Origin of the sequence: Rhodococcus sp. Q1 (genome assembly GCF_004153645.1) — a bacterium.
Taxonomy (GTDB): domain Bacteria; phylum Actinomycetota; class Actinomycetes; order Mycobacteriales; family Mycobacteriaceae; genus Rhodococcus; species Rhodococcus gordoniae.
This window is the reverse complement of the sequence record NZ_SDMJ01000005.1, coordinates 137,177-153,050: the sequence shown is the minus strand read 5'-3', so window position 1 is coordinate 153,050 and position 15,874 is coordinate 137,177. Positions and strand designations below refer to the sequence as shown.

Here is a 15,874-nt window from a genome sequence, read left to right as displayed (position 1 = left end):
TCAGAACTCGAGGCCGATCCGTCCGCCGAGTGCCGACTTTCGGCACAATCGATCGGGTGCAGCTTCTGACGACCGATGACGAGATCAAACGCCGAGACCTCCGCCGTATGAAGGCGGTCGCGACCGGGTTCCTCGTCGTTGCCGCGATCATCTATCTCTTCTGCCGGTGGCAGGAAACCCGCGGCGCCGGAGCGTGGGTGGGGTACGTGCGGGCGGCGTCCGAGGCCGGCATGGTCGGCGCGCTCGCCGACTGGTTCGCCGTGACCGCCCTGTTCCGGCACCCGTTGCGGATTCCCGTCCCGCACACGGCGATCATCAAGCGGAAGAAGGACCAGCTCGGTGCCAACCTGAGCTCGTTCGTCGGCAGCAACTTCCTCGCCCCCGAGGTGGTGTCCGCCAAGGTCGAGTCGGCGCAGATCCCGTTGCGGGTCGGTAGCTGGCTCGCGGAACCCGCCAACGCCGCCCGGGTCGCCAAGGAGACGTCGACGGTCCTGCGGGGTGTGGTCGGGATCCTGCGCGAGGACGACATCCAGCAGATCATCGACCACACCATCGTCAAACGCATCGCCGAACCGGAGTGGGGACCGCCGCTCGGACGTGTCCTCACCGAGCTGCTCGCCGAGAACCGGCACCTTCCGCTCGTCGACATGCTCGCCGAACGAGCGCACCAGTGGGCGCTCGGGAGTCAGGAGACCATCGATCGCGTGATCAGCCGCGACTCGCCGTCGTGGTCGCCGAAGTTCGTCGACCTGCTGCTCGGCGAGAAGATCCACCGCGAACTCGTGGAGTTCACGTGGAAGGTCCGTTCGAATCCCGACCACGAGGTGCGCCTCGCGGTCAACAAGTTCCTGGCCGACTACGCCCGCGACCTGCAGAGCGATCCCGTGACCATCGCCAAGGCGGAGAAGGTCAAGGCCGAGATCATGGGGCGGGACGAGATCACCGGGCTCGCCGCGGCCACCTGGCGGACGGCGAAGCGGATGATCCTGGACTCGGTGGACGACCCGAACAGCACGCTGCGCACGAAGATCGCGGAGAACGTCATGGCGTTCGGTATCCGGGTGCGCGAGGACGCCGAATTGCGAACCAAGATCGACGGCTGGTTGCTCGACGCGGTGCGCTTCGTCGCGGCCAACTACGCCGACGAGATCACCTCCGTCATCCGCGAGACCGTCGAGCGCTGGGACGCGGAGGAAGCCAGCCGCAAGATCGAGCTCGCGGTGGGGCGCGACCTGCAGTTCATCCGCATCAACGGCACGGTGGTCGGCTCGCTCGCCGGACTCGCGATCTACACGGTGTCCGAACTGCTGTTCGCGTGACACCCGTCACGTGCTAGCAGAGTGCTTGCTGTAGCTAGCACCTGTCCGTAGAGTGGGTCTCGTGTCCACGGAACCAGATCCGATCGAGGGCTCGGACACGCCGGACGACAGTGCCGGGCCGGGGGATATCGCCGCACGGGTGGTCAACAACGCCGCCCAGGACATCGGTGCATTCATCCGGTCCCAGCGCGAGGCTGCTCAGGTCTCACTCCGTCAGTTGTCGAAACTGGCCGGTGTCAGCAACCCGTACCTGAGCCAGGTCGAACGCGGCCTGCGCAAGCCGTCCGCAGAAGTGCTCGCCCAGATCGCCAAGGGGCTGCGGCTCTCGGCAGAGGTTCTCTACGTACGAGCGGGGATCCTCGAGCATCGAGCGGAGAGCGCCGTGCGCGATGCGGTGCTCGTCGACACCGTTCTCACCGAACGGCAGAAGCAGGTCCTGCTCGACATCTACGACTCGTTCTGCCGAGAGAACCGGCAGGACGCCGGCGATGCCCGGCCCGACCATCCGACAGACTTCGACGAGGAGAAATCTCCATGACCGATCCCACCAGCATCCGAACCTCCCTCTACGCCGCAGTCGGTGCCGGCGACGCCGTCGTCCAGGCCGTCGCCGACCTCGTGGCCCAGGCGCGTCGTCGTGCGGAAGCCAACCGCAACGAGGTCGCCGACCGGGTCGAGACCGCCCGCGACCGCTTCGCGGCCCTGCCCGCCGATCTCACCGAGACCGTCGAATCCCTCCGCGAGCGTCTCGCCGAACTTCCGGCGGAGCTGCCCGAGGAGATCGCGGAACTGCGTGAGCGTTTCAGCTCCGACGAACTGCGCAAGGTGGCCGAGGCGTACCTGAAGGTGGCCTCCGACCTCTACACCGCTCTCGCCGAGCGCGGTGAGGAGACCATCGAGCGCCTGCGTACCCAGCCGGGCCTCGAGGACGGCATCGGTCGCGCCGAAACCGTGCTCGGCGACGCCGCCGATCTCACGGAGGAAGCCCTCGGGACGGTGGCCCGCCGGACCCGCGAGGTCGGCGAGCAGGCCGCGAAGCTCGCGGGTCGTGCGGCCGGCCGTATCTCGGAGGCGAGCGACGACGTGAGCGAGGCCGTGTCGAGCGCCGGCGACAAGGCCGCCGAGCGCGTCGTCGCACTCGGTGAGCGTGCCGAGGAGGCGGGCTCCGAGACCGCGGGACGGGTCGAGTCGGCGCGCGGTGAGGTTCGCGAGGCGGCCGACAAGGCCGCCGAGAAGGTCGAATCGGTGGCCACCCCGGCCGAGCCGGTCACGGTGACCCCCGCCAAGGCCCCCGCGAAGGCCCCGGCCAAGGCTCCCGCCAAGACACCCGCGGCGAAGGCTCCGGCCAAGACCCCGGCCAAGGCTCCCGCCAAGACGCCCGCGGCGAAGGCTCCGGCCAAGAAGACCCCTGCCAAGAAGGCGGCGCCGCGCAAGACCAGCGGCTCCTGACCTGCGGCGATCGATCGGCCCCTGCGCGAACTCGCGCGGGGGCCGATTCTCGTAGACTGGGGAGGTGACGAATGTCGATTCTCTTGCCGGTCTGATCATCCTCGCGCTGCAGATCATCGCCATTGCCGGGGCGGGATTCGCGCTGTTCCACGTGGTGCGTCAGCCCGCCGAGGCGTTTCCGGCCGTCGACAAGCTGAGCAAGCCCATCTGGCTCGGCATCCTCGTGGCCGCCCTGCTCGTCCTCGTCGTCTTCGGCGCGGTCGGTCTGCTCGGCATCATCGCGGTGGTGGCGGTGTGCGTGTACCTCGTGGACGTCCGTCCGCGTGTCGAGGAGGTTCAGCGTCCTCGGTGGTGACCGAGGAGGTTCAGCGTCCTCGGTGGTGACCGGGGAGGTTCGGCGTCCTCGGTGGTAGGGCGCATGCGCGTGCGGCCCGCTTGACAAGTGTGATCCAGATAATGACACTTCGGGTAACGGATAATTTCCGAGACGAGGTGGTCGGCGATGACGCTCCTGCGAAAGCACGACAGCCTGCCGGGTGAGCATTCCGCGGACGCCCGGCAGGAGACCGCGCAACGCCTGCTCGATTCGTCGGCACGGCTGTCCTACGATCCCGGGCTCGAGATCGACTGGGACGCACCGCTCGTGGACGGCAAGTACGGCATGACGCCGGAGTGGTGCAGCCTGTACGGCACCGACCTGTGGGAACGCATGTCGGAGGACCAGCGCATCACCCTCACCGAGCACGAGGCCGCGAGCATCGCCGGTACCGGCATCTGGTTCGAGATGATCCTCATGCAGATGCTCGTCCGCGATCTCTACCGGCGCGATCCGGCGACCCCCTACGTGCAGTTCGGTCTCACCGAGATCGCAGACGAATGCCGGCACTCGGTCATGTTCGCCCGGTCGGCGCAGCGGTACGGGATCCCGTCCTATCGTCCCCGGCGCTGGATCCGCGAGACGGGCCGGGTGTTCAAGGCTGTGGCTCGCGGCGCTCTCGCCTACGGCGGCACCCTGTTCGCCGAGGAGATCCTCGACATGATGCAGCGCGACTTCCTGCGCGACGAACGGGTGCAGCCGATCACCCGGACGGTGAGTCACATCCACGTCGTGGAGGAGTCGCGGCACATCCGTTACGCCCGCGAGGAGACCCGCAGGCGGTCGGCGCGACTCGGCCGCCTCGAACGAGCATGGATTCGGCTCCACCTCGGGGTGAGCGCCTACTTCGTCGTCACCAGTCTGGTGAACGACCAGGTGTACGCCGCGGCCGGACTCGACGTCGACGAAGCGAAGAAGGCCGCGCGGGAGAACAAGCACTATCACGACAGGCTCCGTCAGGGCACCCGCCGCACGATCGAGTTCCTCGACGAGGTGGGGCTGATCGGCGGCCCGTCCACCCTGCTGCTGCGTCGCGCGCACGTCCTGTGACACCGCGCCGCTCCACCGGACCGACAGGAGATCTGCACCCGTGAGAAAGCCGTCCCCGACCGCGTCGATCGTCGCGGGATCGATCGTCCTTGCCGCCGCGGCGTCCACCGCCGTCCTCGTTCGCCGGCGTCGCCGGACGGTCGTGCGTGCCGAGGATGTCGCGCCGCACGCCCTGCTGCGGGAGCCGGAGATCGAACCCGAGGTTGTCGACGTGCGCACCGAGGACGGTGCTCGCCTCAACGTGCTCGCGTACGGCGACGCGGACGCCCCCGTGCTGGTGTTCTGTCACGGTTGGACGTGCAATGCCGCCTACTGGACGCCGCAGATCAACGCGTTCGCGGAGAACTACCGTGTCGTGGTGTACGACCAGCGTGGGCACGGCGACAGCGAGGCGGGGGCGCGGTCGCTGGGAGCGGACGTACTCGCCGACGATCTCCAGGCGGTTCTCGACGCCGTGGTGCGTCCCGGCTCGAAAGCAGTTCTCACCGGCCACAGCATGGGCGGGATGAGCATCATCGCGTGGGCCGAGAAGTACCCGGACAACGTCGATCGCACGGTCGCGGGTGTGCTGCTCGCGAGCACCGGCACCGACCGGCTGGTCGCCGACTCGGCAATCGTGCCTCTGCCGCAACGCTTCCCGCGGGTACCGGCACCTGTGGCGAGCCGGCTCATGGGCGCGACGGTCCCGTTGGCGTCGTCCGCCGTGACGACCCGGGCACTGCGTTACGTGGCTCTCTCGCCCGGTGCGAGCGCCGCGGAGGTGGCGTTCTGCGAACGGATCGTGCTCGGGTGCCCGCCGCGCACGCGGGGTGGCTGGGGCAGGGCACTGAGCGCTCTCGACATCCGGGAGGGCCTGCAGAATCTCACCGTGCCGACGACGGTGCTCGTCGGCTCGGCAGACCGTCTCACCCCGCCCGTACACGCTCGGCGCCTGGCCGAGGAACTCGAGCGCGCGGGCAATCTCGAACGTCTCGTGGTGCTCGACGGCATCGGGCACATGAGCTCGGTCGAAGCGATCGACAGGTTCGACGAGGAGCTCGCGCACCTCGTCGAACGAGCCGGAGTGCCCGTCGGCTGAGTCGGTTCGCCGGGGCCGGCCGGTGTTCTACCGGAAGACGACGGTCTTGCTGTCGTGCACCAGCACGCGATCTTCGAGGTGCCAGCGCAGGCCGCGCGAGAGCACCAGCTTCTCGACGTCGCGGCCCTGGCGGACCATGTCGCTGACGCTGTCGCTGTGACTGACCCGGATGACGTCCTGCTCGATGATCGGCCCGGCGTCGAGTTCGGCGGTGACGTAGTGGCAGGTCGCGCCGATGAGCTTCACACCACGCGTGAATGCCTGGTGGTAGGGCCGTGCGCCGATGAACGAGGGCAGGAAGCTGTGGTGGATGTTGATCGCGCGCCCGGCCCAGTGCTCGCACAGCGCCTCCGGGAGTACCTGCATGAAGCGGGCGAGGACCACCGCGTGCGGGTCGTAGGCGTCGACGAGCTTGCGCACCTGTTCGAAGGCCGGGCCGCGCTCGGCGGGATCCTTCGGGAACGACACGTAGTGGAACTCGATGCCGTGCCGCTGCGCGACCGGTTCGAGATCGCGATGGTTGCCGATGACGGCGCACACCTCGGCGTCGAGTTCGCCTGCTGCGACCCGCCCGAGGATGTCGTGCAGGCAATGCGCCTCCTTGCTGACGAGCAGCACGATGCGCTTGCGCTTGCCGGTGTCGGAGAGCGTCCATTCGGTCTGCGGACCGATGTCGGCTGCGACGCCCGCGAACTTCTCGCGCAGTTCGTCGAGGCCGAACGGAATCGACGACGCCCGGACGGCCTGACGGGTGAAGAACCAGCCGGTGTCCTGGTCGGCGTGGTAGGCCGCTTCGACGATCGAACCCCCGACCTCCGCGAGAAAGGTCGAGATGCGGGCGACGATCCCGGTGGTGTCCGGGCAGCCCAGGGTCAGAACGTAACGTCGATCGTCGGCGGAGGAGGCGAGCGTCATGACTCCGATTGTCTCAGGTGCTGCGCAGGGCGCGTCCGCCGGTCGTCAGCCCGAGACCGGAGGACGCCGCACCGTGGCCGTCGCCACGAGAGTGGTGGCGTCGATCGTGTGCAGGCCGCGTGCCGTGACCTCGTCGGCGATCCGGTGCCGTACCGCCGCCACCTGCTCGGAGTCGAGCCCGGTCAGTGCCGCACGCAGACCCGTACCCGTCACGAGCGACCAGCACAGCTCGTCGGTCGCGGGAAGCAGATTCGACAGGGTGCGGACCTCCACGGAATCCGTTCCGGCATCGGTGAGCCACGCCTCGAGAGTCCGCGGAGTGTCGATCCGGTGCAGCGGCATGCGATCGCGCAGAGCGCCGCGGTCGCGCGGCTCGGAGGAGTGGCGGGCCGCGACGTCGAACACGATCGACGAGAACTCCTCCATCGCCCCGCGTCGCCACACCGTCACACCGGCGCGTCCGCCCTGCCGCACGAGGGAGACGAGGCGCCAGAAGGCGCGGTCCATGTCCGGGAGGAAGAACACCCCGTAGGAGACCGCCAGCACGTCGTAGCCGGGAGCGGGTACGTCCGAGGGCGGTTCCCACGTCGAGGCGTCCGCGCAGACGAATTCGATGTTCTTCAGGCCGCGGCGTTCCGCGCTCAGGCGGCCGCGTTCGAGCATCTCGTCGGCGATGTCGACACCGTGGACGAGTCCGTCGGGCCCGACGGCCGCGGCGGCGGGAAGCGCGGACGATCCCGTTCCGCAGCACGCGTCGAGCACCGCTTCGCCCGGGGAGACGCCCAGCTGGAAGACCAGTGCCTGCCCGGCCGGGCCCCACACCGTCGGGGTGAGGTCGTCGAAATCACCACTCGCCGCGTCGAAGGTGCGGGCGGTCTCGGTGGAGTCGGTCCACGGATTCTCGGGCTCGACCCGTCGTTCGTCGTTCATCCCTGGTCCTCGAGATCGTAGAACGGTTCGGCATACCGGAAGGTGCCCCGAAGCGCGGGGTCGTGTGCCGTGAGCGCCCGGGCCTGGAAGTGGGAGGCCCACTCCTCGACGTCCGGGGAGATTCCGAGTTCGGCGGCGGGCACGAAACCGAAACGGGGGTAGTAGCCGGGATGTCCGAGCAGGAGCACGAGCGACTCGTCCAGGGCGTCCGCCGCACCGAGCACGGCGTGGACGAGTGCGCTGCCCACACCGGAACGTTGCAGGTCGGGTCGGACACCGAGCGGACCCAGACCCAACGCGGGCGTGCTGCCGACGTGTCCACGGGTGGCGACGACGTGCCCCACGATCGCGCCCACCCCGTCCTCGGCGACGAGCGACAAGGGTGGCAGCCACGCGTCGCTCGCGCGCAGCGACGCGACGAGACCGGGCTCGACCGGCTCGTGGCCCGGCGCGGCGAACGGAGCGAAGGCGGCGCGGTGCACGTCCGCGATCGCACGGATGTCGGCAGGAAGCTCTCGACGGATCAGCACGCGATCATTGTGGGTGGCCGGAGGACTCCTGCGCGAGTGGATTACCGAAGGCAGGGTGCGGTGCCGGAGAACATGCGGCCGAACGACATGCGGTGCCGAACCGTCGGGCCCGTCGTGTGGGAAGCTGCACTCATGTCCGGAACCCCGCTGACCCGCGCGCAGGTCGCGTCGATGATCGACCACACCCTCCTCAAACCCGAAGCGTCCTCGCAGGACGTGCGGGCCCTCGTCGACGAAGCTGTCGAGCTCGGCGTGTACGCGGTGTGCGTGTCGCCGTCGATGCTGCCCCTGCGGGCCGAGGGGGTCACGGTCGCGACGGTCGTCGGATTCCCGTCGGGCAAGCACCATTCGCTCATCAAGGGCGCCGAGGCGCGACTCGCCGTGGACGAGGGTGCGCGCGAGATCGACATGGTGATCGACGTGGGTGCTGCCGTGAGCGGCGACTACAACGCCGTTCTCGCCGACATCCTCACGGTGCGCGAATCGATCGGATTCGACCCGGTCCTCAAGGTCATCATCGAGTCCGCGGTGCTCTCCGACGAGGCGATCGTGGAGGTGTGCCGCGCCGCGGAGAAGGCCGGGGCGAACTTCGTGAAGACCTCCACCGGCTTCCATCCCGCGGGCGGCGCCACCACCCACGCGGTCGCGCTCATGGCGGAGACGGTGGGCGGCCGGCTCGGCGTCAAGGCCAGCGGGGGAATCCGCACCGCCGAGGACGCGGTCGCGATGATCGAGGCCGGTGCCACACGCCTCGGGTTGTCCGGCAGCCGCGCCGTGCTGGACGGTCTGCAGGGCTGAGCAGGGCCGGACGGTCCACAGGGCCGACCTCGCCGGTCACGACAGCAGGCCGCAGCTGCTCTGCTGTTGCGTTTGCTGTTGTCCCGGCTGTCCCTGCGGGTTCTCCGGCAGCACGAAGCGGCCCCCTTCGAGGCGGAGTTCGACACCCGAGTCGGTGACGCCCACTTCGGTGGCCTGCATGCCCAGCGGGTACTGCTGCAGACCCGAGGTGAGGATCTCCACGACGCCGTCGACGAGGGCCGTCGGGAGCCCGATGCCGAGGATCGTCGCGTCGGTCGTCTCGACCGTCACCACGCCGCCGTTCACCACCGGCCGCGCGGTGAACTCCGCAAGACCCTGCCCGCCGACGGTGAATGTGAGGGTGCCCGCGTTCTCGTCGGCCGTGACATCGGTGACGAGCGCTCCCACCGACTGGCTCTGCACGGTCGCGAGGATCCCGGAGACGGGCCACGACACATCGGCGCTCGAGCTGCCGATGGTGCCGGCACCCTCTGCGGAATCACGCAGGTCGACATCCTCGACCTCGGCGTGCACCTGCATCTGCTGGGCGGGGCCGAAGGCGGTGTCGTCGCTGTCGAGGGACACCGAGGGTACCCGCCGGTCGAGCAGTTGCAGCAGTACCGGTTTCCAGCTCAGGTCGACGTCGACTCCGGTACCGAGCTCGCTCTCGAAGGATTGGGCGAGACAGGTGGTCGCGCGGTTGCGGACGTAGACCTCCGCGCCCACCAGGACGGCGACCAGCGCCGCGACGAGAACGACGGCGATCGTGACGGTGCGGTTGCGCTTCCGTTGCGTCATGAGCGTCGATTCTTCCGGAGAACTCTGAGGATCGACTGAACACACGGCCGCAGGATGAGGAAAATATGTGAGGTGTACCACATTCGTCGGCTACGCTGGGCGCCATGACAGGGTGGACGGATTCAGGTTACGACGCAACCGGGCGGGCCGATGCCGACGACTCGCTGCGGCGCCTCGCCGCCACGCAAGCCGGGTTCTTCACCGCACGCCAGGCCGTCGGCCACGGGATAGCAGCGCACGACTTCGCGGATCGCATCGAGGCGGGTCTGTGGATCCGCGTCGAGACCGAGTTGTACCGCCTCGGCGACAGCCCGCGGACCAAGTTCGACGAGTTCGCCCAGTGGTGCACCTGGTACGAGGGCGAAGCGGTCGTCTCGCACCAGAGCGCCGCCGACCTGCACGGCATGGGGCACCTGCAGCCCCGCTTCCTCCACCTGTCCACTCCCGACCAGCGCACCGTGCCGAGCAACCGGCTCGCGCTCCATCACCGGACGCTGGCGGACGAGGACTGCGAGATCGCCGGCGCATTCCGGATCACCACGCCGGCACGCACCGCGGTCGATCTGGCCGCGGGCGGTGTGTCCCAGGAAGTGCTCGACGAACTCGTCGGCGACGCCCTCGCGCTCGGGCGGGTCGACTCCGATCAGCTGCACGCCGCGGTGGCGAATCAGCCGGCTGCGGTGGCCGACCGGATCGAGCTGGCACTCCTGGCCGCAGGCTGAACGGCCGGGGCCGCGACGGTTCTCAGACCGCGACGAGCGCAGTTCCTCGGCCGGTTCGCTCGGATGCGGCAGGTTCGTCCGTGGGTGCGACCGCGTCCCACGGCACCGTCAGGACGCAGTCGCGGAGGCGGCGACGAGGAGGGCGCACGGGGAAGCCCTGATCGCGCAACAGTTCGAGCGTCGCCTGCCACCGGATCCGCGGTCCGAACGCCGCGTGCGGGGCGCTCGTCGCCCACGCTCGGTCGGCCGCGCGGAGCAGCGCGTGGATCGGCTCGCCCGGAACGTTCCGGTGGATCAGTGCCTTGGGTAGCCGTTCGGCGAGGTCGGATGGTCTGTCCACATGGAACGGGCTCCACGCCAACGTCAGCGATCGGGGGCCGTACTCGTCGAGCAGCACCCACGCGCAACGCCGGCCCAGCTCGTCGCACGTGCCGTCGATGAGCAGCCCTCCGGGAGCGAGACCGGACCGCAGACGCGCCCATGCCGGTTCGACGGCCTCCTCCGGATACTGCCGGAGCACGTTGAACGCCCGCACCAGGGTCGGGCGCAGGCCCGCCAGTTCGAAACCGCCTCGGGCGAACTCGACGCCGTCGCGGCCCGGAACCACCCGTTCCGGATCGATCTCGAGGCCGATCACACGCAGATCGCCGCGTACCCGCCGCAGTCGCGTAGCCAGTTCGAGGGTCGTCACCGGCATGGCGCCGTAACCCAGATCGACCACCAGAGGGTCGACGGCGTGCGTCAGCGCCTTCGCGATGTGGGGGTCGTGCATCGCCCAACGGTCGCTGCGGCGCAGCCGGTTGATGCCGGTGGTGCCGCGCGTGACGACACCGACGGGTCCTCGATTCGGCACTCGGTTACCGTCGCGCGAGCCAGTCGGCGGTGATGGCCGCTTCGGTGCGGAACACGTCGACGAGATTGGTGAGGATGAGTTCTTCGAGCTTGCCGCCGACGAACGGGATGTGCACCTTGGCCTCGGAGGTGGTGCGGAGCGTGGCGCCGTGGTCGTCGGCGAAGAGTTCCATCGTGCCCGTCAGACTGCCCGGGCCGCCGGGGATCGACGCCCGGTAGGTGCCGGTCGCGCGGTCGGTGAACGGCCCGTAGGTCTCCTCGCGCGTGATGACCATGTCCTTCTTGATCACCGTGCGGGCGATCTCCGGCAGGTCGGAGCGGGGGAGGACGTGGTGCAGCACCAGCGCGATGCCCGATTCGGAGGTCGTGAACTCGCGGACGTGGTTCTCCGAGTACTTGCGCATCTCGGTCATCCGCGCTTCCCAGTGCCCGGGATCGGCGAGCGCCTCGTACACCCGCTCCGGTGGGTAGGGGAAGCGGGCAGAGTAATCGATACGCCGTGCCACGACCGGCCAGGTTACCGCGCCGGGTGGTCCGTCCGGAAATCGCGGGTCGCCGTGGGACGACCCGGCGGGGGGTGATCAGGCGGAATGATCGCCGCGGCACCACTGCTCGGTGAAGGTGCGCTCCGCGTCGAACAGTTCGATCAGCTGCTCGACGATCATCCCTTCGATCTTGGAGCCGAGGAACGGGATCTTCACTTCGACGGTGCCCTCGACGACGACGGACGAACCCGCGCCGTCGGCGATCAGCGTCATCCCGCCGGTGACCTCACCCGGCATCCCGTCGACGTGCGCCGAGAACCTGCCCTCGGCGCGACCGTCGGCGAATGCACCCCACGCCTCGTGTCGCCGGATGACGAGATCGCCCGGGCGGATGCTCGTGACCATGCTCGGCAGGTGCTCGGCAGGGATGGCCTGATGGAGATCGAGTTCGATCGTGCCGTCGCCGCTGTCGGCCCGCTCGACCGCCGCGCCCGGACCGCCGACCTCACGCAGCCGGGTCTGCCAGTACTGCGGATCGACGAACGTCGCGTGGACCGCGGCAGGCGGGGACGAGTAGTTCGCAGTGTGGTCGATAGGGCTGCCCATACGGGGCACGCTACCGTTTGCTGGTGCTTGATCCACGTACCAGGGCCCGGCTCGCCGAAACGGGAGCCGCGGTGTCCGAACAGGTGTCGCTGTCGGATTTCACGACCCTCCGGCTCGGCGGCCCCGCCCGGTATCTCGTCGAATGCGCGTCCACCTCGTCGTTGATCGAGGTCGTGCGGCTGCTCGACGAGCAGCGCGTCCCGCTCCTGCTCCTCGCGGGCGGCTCCAACCTCGTCATCGGGGACGACGGCTTCGACGGGGTCGTGGTCCGCGTCGCGACCACCGGTGTCGACCTCCGCGACGATCACATCCGGGTGGATGCGGGAGCCGAATGGGACGCGGTGGTGGCGACCACCGTGGACGCCGGACTCGGCGGGCTCGAATGCCTGTCGGGCATCCCGGGCTCCGCGGGAGCGACGCCGGTGCAGAACGTCGGGGCCTACGGCGTCGAGGTGGGCTCGATCCTGCGCCGCGTTCGTCTGCTCGACCGCGGCACCGGACGGGATTCGTGGGTGGGGCCCGAAGCTCTCGGTCTCGGCTACCGGACCAGCGTCCTCAAGCACACCGACACGGCCGTGGTCCTCGAGGTGGAACTGGACGTGCGGGACGACGGCTCCAGCGCACCGCTGGCGTACCGCGAGCTCGCGGTGGCGCTCGGCGCGGAGGAAGGCGAGCGCAGGCCGACGGCACAGGTGCGCGAGCACGTCCTCGGGTTGCGCCGGAGCAAAGGCATGGTGCTCGACTCGGGCGATCCCGACACGTGGAGCGCCGGGTCGTTCTTCACCAATCCCGTCGTGCCCGACGATCGGTTGCCGGACGTGCTGGCGGCCATCGCGGCGAAGGTGGGCGAGGACGTGCGGGTCCCGCAGTTCCCGGCGGACGGCGGAACCAAGTTGTCGGCCGGGTGGCTGATCGAGCGAGCCGGTTTCGGGAAGGGATTTCCCGCCGCCGACGCGCCGGCGCGGCTGTCGACGAAGCACACGCTGGCGCTCACCAACCGGGGAACGGCATCGACGGCGGATCTCGTGGCCCTGGCGCGCAGGGTGCGCGACGGTGTCGAGGACGCCTTCGGGGTTCGTCTGCATCCCGAACCCGTCACCGTCAACTGCGCGATCTGACCGGGCGCACACCGGAGCGGCAGATCGCCGGTCACCAGCGGTTGCGGACCTGCTCCGCGAAGCCGAGCAGGTTCTCGACCTCGAGCCGGGTGCCGTCGTCGAGCACGGCGCTGCCGGTGAACCGTCCGAAGACCTGGTGCTGCGTGGAGCGCACGAGCAGGGCGTTCACGTCGGCCGCGCGGTCGAGGATCGGCTCGAACTCCATCTCGAAGCGCGCGTCGTTGCTGGTGAACCGCCACGGCGCCCCGTCGTAGGTGTCGCGGGGCAGGTGGAAGTGCACGCGGTCGAGCTTGTGCGCCACACCGTCGTGGAAGAGCATGTTCTCGCTCGCCGCGGTGGTGTCGCCGAATCCGTGGCCGATGTTGAATCCGAAGCGCACCCCGTCGTGGATTCCCGACGCGGAACCCCAGTACCAGGTGTTGTCGTAGGTCCATACGCCGCGACCCCAGTCGAACACGCCGAACGCGGTGGCGGGGTCGAAGACCAGCTCCCGTCCGCCGACGGTGAGCGTGCCCTGCGCGGGCAGACAGTTGATCTTCTGGTTGTAGTAGAAGGCCTTCGGCGCCCGGGGAAAGGGTGTCGCGACGACCATCCGGTCGTCGGGCGGCTGCGCGAGCAGCAATTCGCCGGACAGGCCGCGCCCACCTCCGAAGCGAGGATGGTCGACGACCAGCCGCCGGGCCTGCCCTTCGTGGTGGTACTCGATCCGGAGGCCGCGACGGCCGACGACGGCATCGCCGCGGTCGGCGCTCTGTGGCAGGCGCATCCGGCCGAGCGGGAAGGGAACGAGGGCGTTCTCGGTGGTCTCGGAACGACCGGCGAGGTCGAGCACGCTCACCCCGAGCAGACCCACGTAGCCGTTGTCGGCGACGGTCAGGGCGATTCCGAACGGTCCGTCGTCCCCGTCGGAGAGGACGCAGTAGTAATCCCATTCCTTGATGCGGAACCGCGACGCCGCGACCCGCTGCCGGTCGTAGGTGCGGGTCTCCGTGGTGCTCCAGCCGGCCTCGGCGAGTGTTCCGTCGTCGCCGAGCAGCGGTCCGGGCACGAGGCGTCGTCGGCGCATATCCCGTGACGGTACCGACGATGGTGGGAGTGACGCTCCTGCCGCTCCCACCACCGCAGCGGACTCAGTCGGTCACGCGGTGGAAGCGGCCTGCGCTCGCCTGGTCGCGCGGCTTGACGACGATCTGGTCGAGGTTGACGTGCGACGGGCGGGACGCGACGAATCCGATGATGTCGGCGATGTCCTGGGCGACGAGCGGGGTGATGCCCTCGTACACCTTGTCGGCACGATCCTTGTCGCCTTCGAACCGCACGAGCGAGAACTCGGTCTCGACCGCGCCCGGAGCGATCTCGGTGAGCCTGACGGGCTGCCCGAGCAGTTCGCCTCGCAACGTGCGGTGCAGCACGGCCTGCGCGTGCTTGGCGGAGGTGTAACCGGCGCCGTTGTCGTAGGCCTCGAAGGCCGCGACCGAGGTGATGGTGACGATCAGGCCGTCGCCCGACGCGATGAGCTTGGGGATCAGCGCCTTGGTGATGCGCATGGTGCCGACGACGTTGGTCTCCCACATCCACCGCCAGTCGTCCTCGACGGCCTCGGCGACCGGCGCGAGTCCCTTGGCGCCTCCGGCGTTGTTGACCAGCACATCCACCCGGGGAAGTACCGTGGTGAAGGCCTCCACCGAATCCTCGTCGGTGACGTCGAGCTCGAGCGCGGTGCCGCCGATCTCGTCGGCGAGTTTCTGCAGGCGGTCGAGGCGCCGTGCGCCCACCACGACATGGAAACCCTGCGCGGCGAGCGTACGGGCGGTCGCCTCGCCGATACCGGAGGACGCTCCGGTGACGACGGCGACGCGGGAATCGGGAGAGATGCTCATGGGGCAATCGTAGTGTCGGGCACCGGATGACGCCGTACGTCCCCGCCCGCCGAGTCCTCCCCTGCGAAGTCCCCTCCGTGCGGCTACCCTGCGGCATATGACCACCACCCGCGGTCGATACAGCTCGGGAGAGCAAACCCGGATCAGGCTCGTCGAAGCCGCCGAGCGACTCTTCGCCCGCGGTGGTTACGACGGAGTCACCCTCGCCGACATCCGCAAGGCCGCCGGACAGCACAACTCGTCGGTGATCGGCTACTACTTCGGGACCAAGGAGGGACTGCTCGAGGCGGTCTTCTCCCATCGGTTGCCCGCTGTGAACGCCCAGCGTGAAGCGCTCGTCGCCGAGATGCTTCGGACGCGGGACACGCTCACGGTCCGCGACCTGCTGTGGGCGATCATCCGGCCACTGGCGGGCACGCTCGGCCGCAACAACCACTACGTCGCCTTCCTCGACCGGCTCTCGAACCACGAGCGGTTCGCCGAATGCTTCCGGGTCACCGGACCGACGGGAACCGAGAGCGGCCGCCGGTCCGACACCGCGCTGCGGGCGCTGCTCGGGCAACTGCCCGACGACATCGCCGGACAGCGTCTGCGGCTGGTGTATTCCGGTACCGTCGGTGCCCTCGCGCGATGTCACCGTGCAGGTGAATCACCCACCACCGCAGAGTTGGCGGCGCTCGTCGACGCGTGGGAAGGGTTGCTGCTCGCGCCGGTGTCGGCGGAGACCGCCCGGGTGCGCGGGGATGCGCGGAGGGATTCCCCACCGGAGCGGTGAGGATTGGACACGACCCGGTTCGGGCGATAGTTTGATCGGCATGTCAGTCGGCCACACCTCCGCACCGCCGGTCACCTATGTGACCGCCGCGCTGGGATCACGGCTGCCTCTGGCGCGCGAACTCTGTTGTCGCTGCTGCGGAAAGTAACTCCGCACCGATTCCCCCTCGTTCGGGCGGGTCCGTCCTCCGATC

General features: G+C 69.2%; 19 protein-coding genes. 10 read left to right on the top strand and 9 right to left on the bottom strand.

Translation table 11 applies throughout. The annotated features are described in order from the left end of the window. Positions 1-47 precede the first annotated feature (47 nt). The 6 genes from EQ874_RS16430 (at position 48) to EQ874_RS16405 (ending at position 5,272) form a co-directional block, all read left to right on the top strand. Positions 48-1,319, top strand: a complete 1,272-nt coding sequence (locus EQ874_RS16430; RefSeq protein ID WP_207213569.1) for a DUF445 family protein — start codon at positions 48-50, stop codon at positions 1,317-1,319. A 61-nt stretch (positions 1,320-1,380) separates the two neighbouring features. Beyond that, positions 1,381-1,857 carry a helix-turn-helix transcriptional regulator gene (locus EQ874_RS16425; protein WP_026003373.1) on the top strand — a complete coding sequence of 159 codons (477 nt, stop codon included), beginning with the start codon at positions 1,381-1,383 and terminating at the stop codon, positions 1,855-1,857. Further along, positions 1,854-2,768 carry a heparin-binding hemagglutinin gene (locus EQ874_RS16420; protein WP_129977413.1) on the top strand — a complete coding sequence of 305 codons (915 nt, stop codon included), beginning with the start codon at positions 1,854-1,856 and terminating at the stop codon, positions 2,766-2,768. The genes EQ874_RS16425 and EQ874_RS16420 overlap by 4 nt, the downstream gene beginning before the upstream one ends. Positions 2,769-2,832: 64 nt before the next feature. Next, entirely contained in the window at positions 2,833-3,123 is a 291-nt protein-coding gene (locus EQ874_RS16415; protein WP_016934518.1) for a DUF2516 family protein, read from the top strand. A gap of 147 nt (positions 3,124-3,270) precedes the next feature. Beyond that, a complete protein-coding gene (locus EQ874_RS16410; protein WP_129977411.1) occupies positions 3,271-4,194 on the top strand; it encodes a diiron oxygenase in 924 nt (307 codons plus the stop codon). Positions 4,195-4,234: 40 nt separating this feature from the next. Beyond that, complete coding sequence (locus EQ874_RS16405; RefSeq protein WP_129977409.1) at positions 4,235-5,272, top strand: alpha/beta hydrolase; 1,038 nt, start codon at positions 4,235-4,237, stop codon at positions 5,270-5,272. Positions 5,273-5,299: 27 nt separating this feature from the next. Here EQ874_RS16405 and purU read toward each other — a convergent pair whose 3' ends face one another. The 3 genes from purU to EQ874_RS16390 are packed head-to-tail and all read right to left on the bottom strand — an operon-like array spanning position 5,300 to position 7,647. After that, positions 5,300-6,187, bottom strand: coding sequence for a formyltetrahydrofolate deformylase (purU, locus tag EQ874_RS16400; protein WP_016935297.1), 888 nt, complete (start codon positions 6,185-6,187; stop codon positions 5,300-5,302). Positions 6,188-6,232: 45 nt separating this feature from the next. Further along, the gene (locus EQ874_RS16395) at positions 6,233-7,117 is read right to left on the bottom strand and encodes a class I SAM-dependent methyltransferase (protein WP_129977407.1); all 885 of its coding nucleotides are present in this window, start codon (positions 7,115-7,117) and stop codon (positions 6,233-6,235) included. After that, complete coding sequence (locus EQ874_RS16390; protein ID WP_129977406.1) at positions 7,114-7,647, bottom strand: N-acetyltransferase; 534 nt, start codon at positions 7,645-7,647, stop codon at positions 7,114-7,116. The genes EQ874_RS16395 and EQ874_RS16390 overlap by 4 nt, the downstream gene beginning before the upstream one ends. 132 nt (positions 7,648-7,779) lie before the next feature. On the opposite strand from EQ874_RS16390, the gene deoC reads away from it, so the two are divergent. Next, positions 7,780-8,445, top strand: a complete 666-nt coding sequence (deoC, locus tag EQ874_RS16385) for a deoxyribose-phosphate aldolase (protein ID WP_129977404.1) — start codon at positions 7,780-7,782, stop codon at positions 8,443-8,445. A gap of 36 nt (positions 8,446-8,481) precedes the next feature. On the opposite strand, the gene EQ874_RS16380 is transcribed toward deoC, so the two are convergent. Continuing rightward, positions 8,482-9,243: a DUF2993 domain-containing protein gene (locus EQ874_RS16380; RefSeq protein WP_129977403.1), complete on the bottom strand. Its 762-nt coding sequence runs from the start codon at positions 9,241-9,243 to the stop codon at positions 8,482-8,484. 104 nt (positions 9,244-9,347) lie between these two features. On the opposite strand from EQ874_RS16380, the gene EQ874_RS16375 reads away from it, so the two are divergent. After that, complete coding sequence (locus tag EQ874_RS16375; RefSeq protein ID WP_129977401.1) at positions 9,348-9,965, top strand: type IV toxin-antitoxin system AbiEi family antitoxin; 618 nt, start codon at positions 9,348-9,350, stop codon at positions 9,963-9,965. 22 nt (positions 9,966-9,987) lie between these two features. On the opposite strand, the gene EQ874_RS16370 is transcribed toward EQ874_RS16375, so the two are convergent. The 3 genes from EQ874_RS16370 to EQ874_RS16360 form a co-directional block, all read right to left on the bottom strand. Beyond that, positions 9,988-10,818 carry a hypothetical protein gene (locus EQ874_RS16370; protein ID WP_016933517.1) on the bottom strand — a complete coding sequence of 277 codons (831 nt, stop codon included), beginning with the start codon at positions 10,816-10,818 and terminating at the stop codon, positions 9,988-9,990. A gap of 4 nt (positions 10,819-10,822) precedes the next feature. Then, positions 10,823-11,323: a DUF2505 domain-containing protein gene (locus EQ874_RS16365; protein WP_026003148.1), complete on the bottom strand. Its 501-nt coding sequence runs from the start codon at positions 11,321-11,323 to the stop codon at positions 10,823-10,825. A 75-nt stretch (positions 11,324-11,398) separates the two neighbouring features. Beyond that, complete coding sequence (locus EQ874_RS16360; RefSeq protein ID WP_129977399.1) at positions 11,399-11,908, bottom strand: DUF2505 domain-containing protein; 510 nt, start codon at positions 11,906-11,908, stop codon at positions 11,399-11,401. A 23-nt stretch (positions 11,909-11,931) separates the two neighbouring features. On the opposite strand from EQ874_RS16360, the gene EQ874_RS16355 reads away from it, so the two are divergent. Then, complete coding sequence (locus EQ874_RS16355) at positions 11,932-13,026, top strand: UDP-N-acetylmuramate dehydrogenase (RefSeq protein WP_129977398.1); 1,095 nt, start codon at positions 11,932-11,934, stop codon at positions 13,024-13,026. A gap of 31 nt (positions 13,027-13,057) precedes the next feature. Here the strand turns inward: EQ874_RS16355 and EQ874_RS16350 are convergent, their stop codons facing one another. After that, positions 13,058-14,092: a DUF2804 domain-containing protein gene (locus tag EQ874_RS16350; RefSeq protein WP_129977397.1), complete on the bottom strand. Its 1,035-nt coding sequence runs from the start codon at positions 14,090-14,092 to the stop codon at positions 13,058-13,060. Positions 14,093-14,156: 64 nt separating this feature from the next. After that, a complete protein-coding gene (locus EQ874_RS16345) occupies positions 14,157-14,906 on the bottom strand; it encodes an SDR family NAD(P)-dependent oxidoreductase (protein ID WP_016933512.1) in 750 nt (249 codons plus the stop codon). Positions 14,907-15,003: 97 nt separating this feature from the next. On the opposite strand from EQ874_RS16345, the gene EQ874_RS16340 reads away from it, so the two are divergent. Continuing rightward, positions 15,004-15,681, top strand: coding sequence for a TetR/AcrR family transcriptional regulator (locus EQ874_RS16340; protein ID WP_016933511.1), 678 nt, complete (start codon positions 15,004-15,006; stop codon positions 15,679-15,681). Positions 15,682-15,874: the final 193 nt, after the last annotated feature.

What these genes read in the sequence shown, in the direction of transcription:
- EQ874_RS16420 (WP_129977413.1), top strand. Translation starts at nt 1,854, where the DNA reads ATGACCGATCCCACCAGCATCCGAACCTCCCTCTACGCCGCAGTCGGT.
- EQ874_RS16410 (WP_129977411.1), top strand. Translation starts at nt 3,271, where the DNA reads ATGACGCTCCTGCGAAAGCACGACAGCCTGCCGGGTGAGCATTCCGCG.
- purU (WP_016935297.1), bottom strand. Translation starts at nt 6,187, where the DNA reads ATGACGCTCGCCTCCTCCGCCGACGATCGACGTTACGTTCTGACCCTG.
- EQ874_RS16395 (WP_129977407.1), bottom strand. Translation starts at nt 7,117, where the DNA reads ATGAACGACGAACGACGGGTCGAGCCCGAGAATCCGTGGACCGACTCC.
- deoC (WP_129977404.1), top strand. Translation starts at nt 7,780, where the DNA reads ATGTCCGGAACCCCGCTGACCCGCGCGCAGGTCGCGTCGATGATCGAC.
- EQ874_RS16380 (WP_129977403.1), bottom strand. Translation starts at nt 9,243, where the DNA reads ATGACGCAACGGAAGCGCAACCGCACCGTCACGATCGCCGTCGTTCTC.
- EQ874_RS16375 (WP_129977401.1), top strand. Translation starts at nt 9,348, where the DNA reads ATGACAGGGTGGACGGATTCAGGTTACGACGCAACCGGGCGGGCCGAT.
- EQ874_RS16360 (WP_129977399.1), bottom strand. Translation starts at nt 11,908, where the DNA reads ATGGGCAGCCCTATCGACCACACTGCGAACTACTCGTCCCCGCCTGCC.
- EQ874_RS16350 (WP_129977397.1), bottom strand. Translation starts at nt 14,092, where the DNA reads ATGCGCCGACGACGCCTCGTGCCCGGACCGCTGCTCGGCGACGACGGA.
- EQ874_RS16345 (WP_016933512.1), bottom strand. Translation starts at nt 14,906, where the DNA reads ATGAGCATCTCTCCCGATTCCCGCGTCGCCGTCGTCACCGGAGCGTCC.
- EQ874_RS16340 (WP_016933511.1), top strand. Translation starts at nt 15,004, where the DNA reads ATGACCACCACCCGCGGTCGATACAGCTCGGGAGAGCAAACCCGGATC.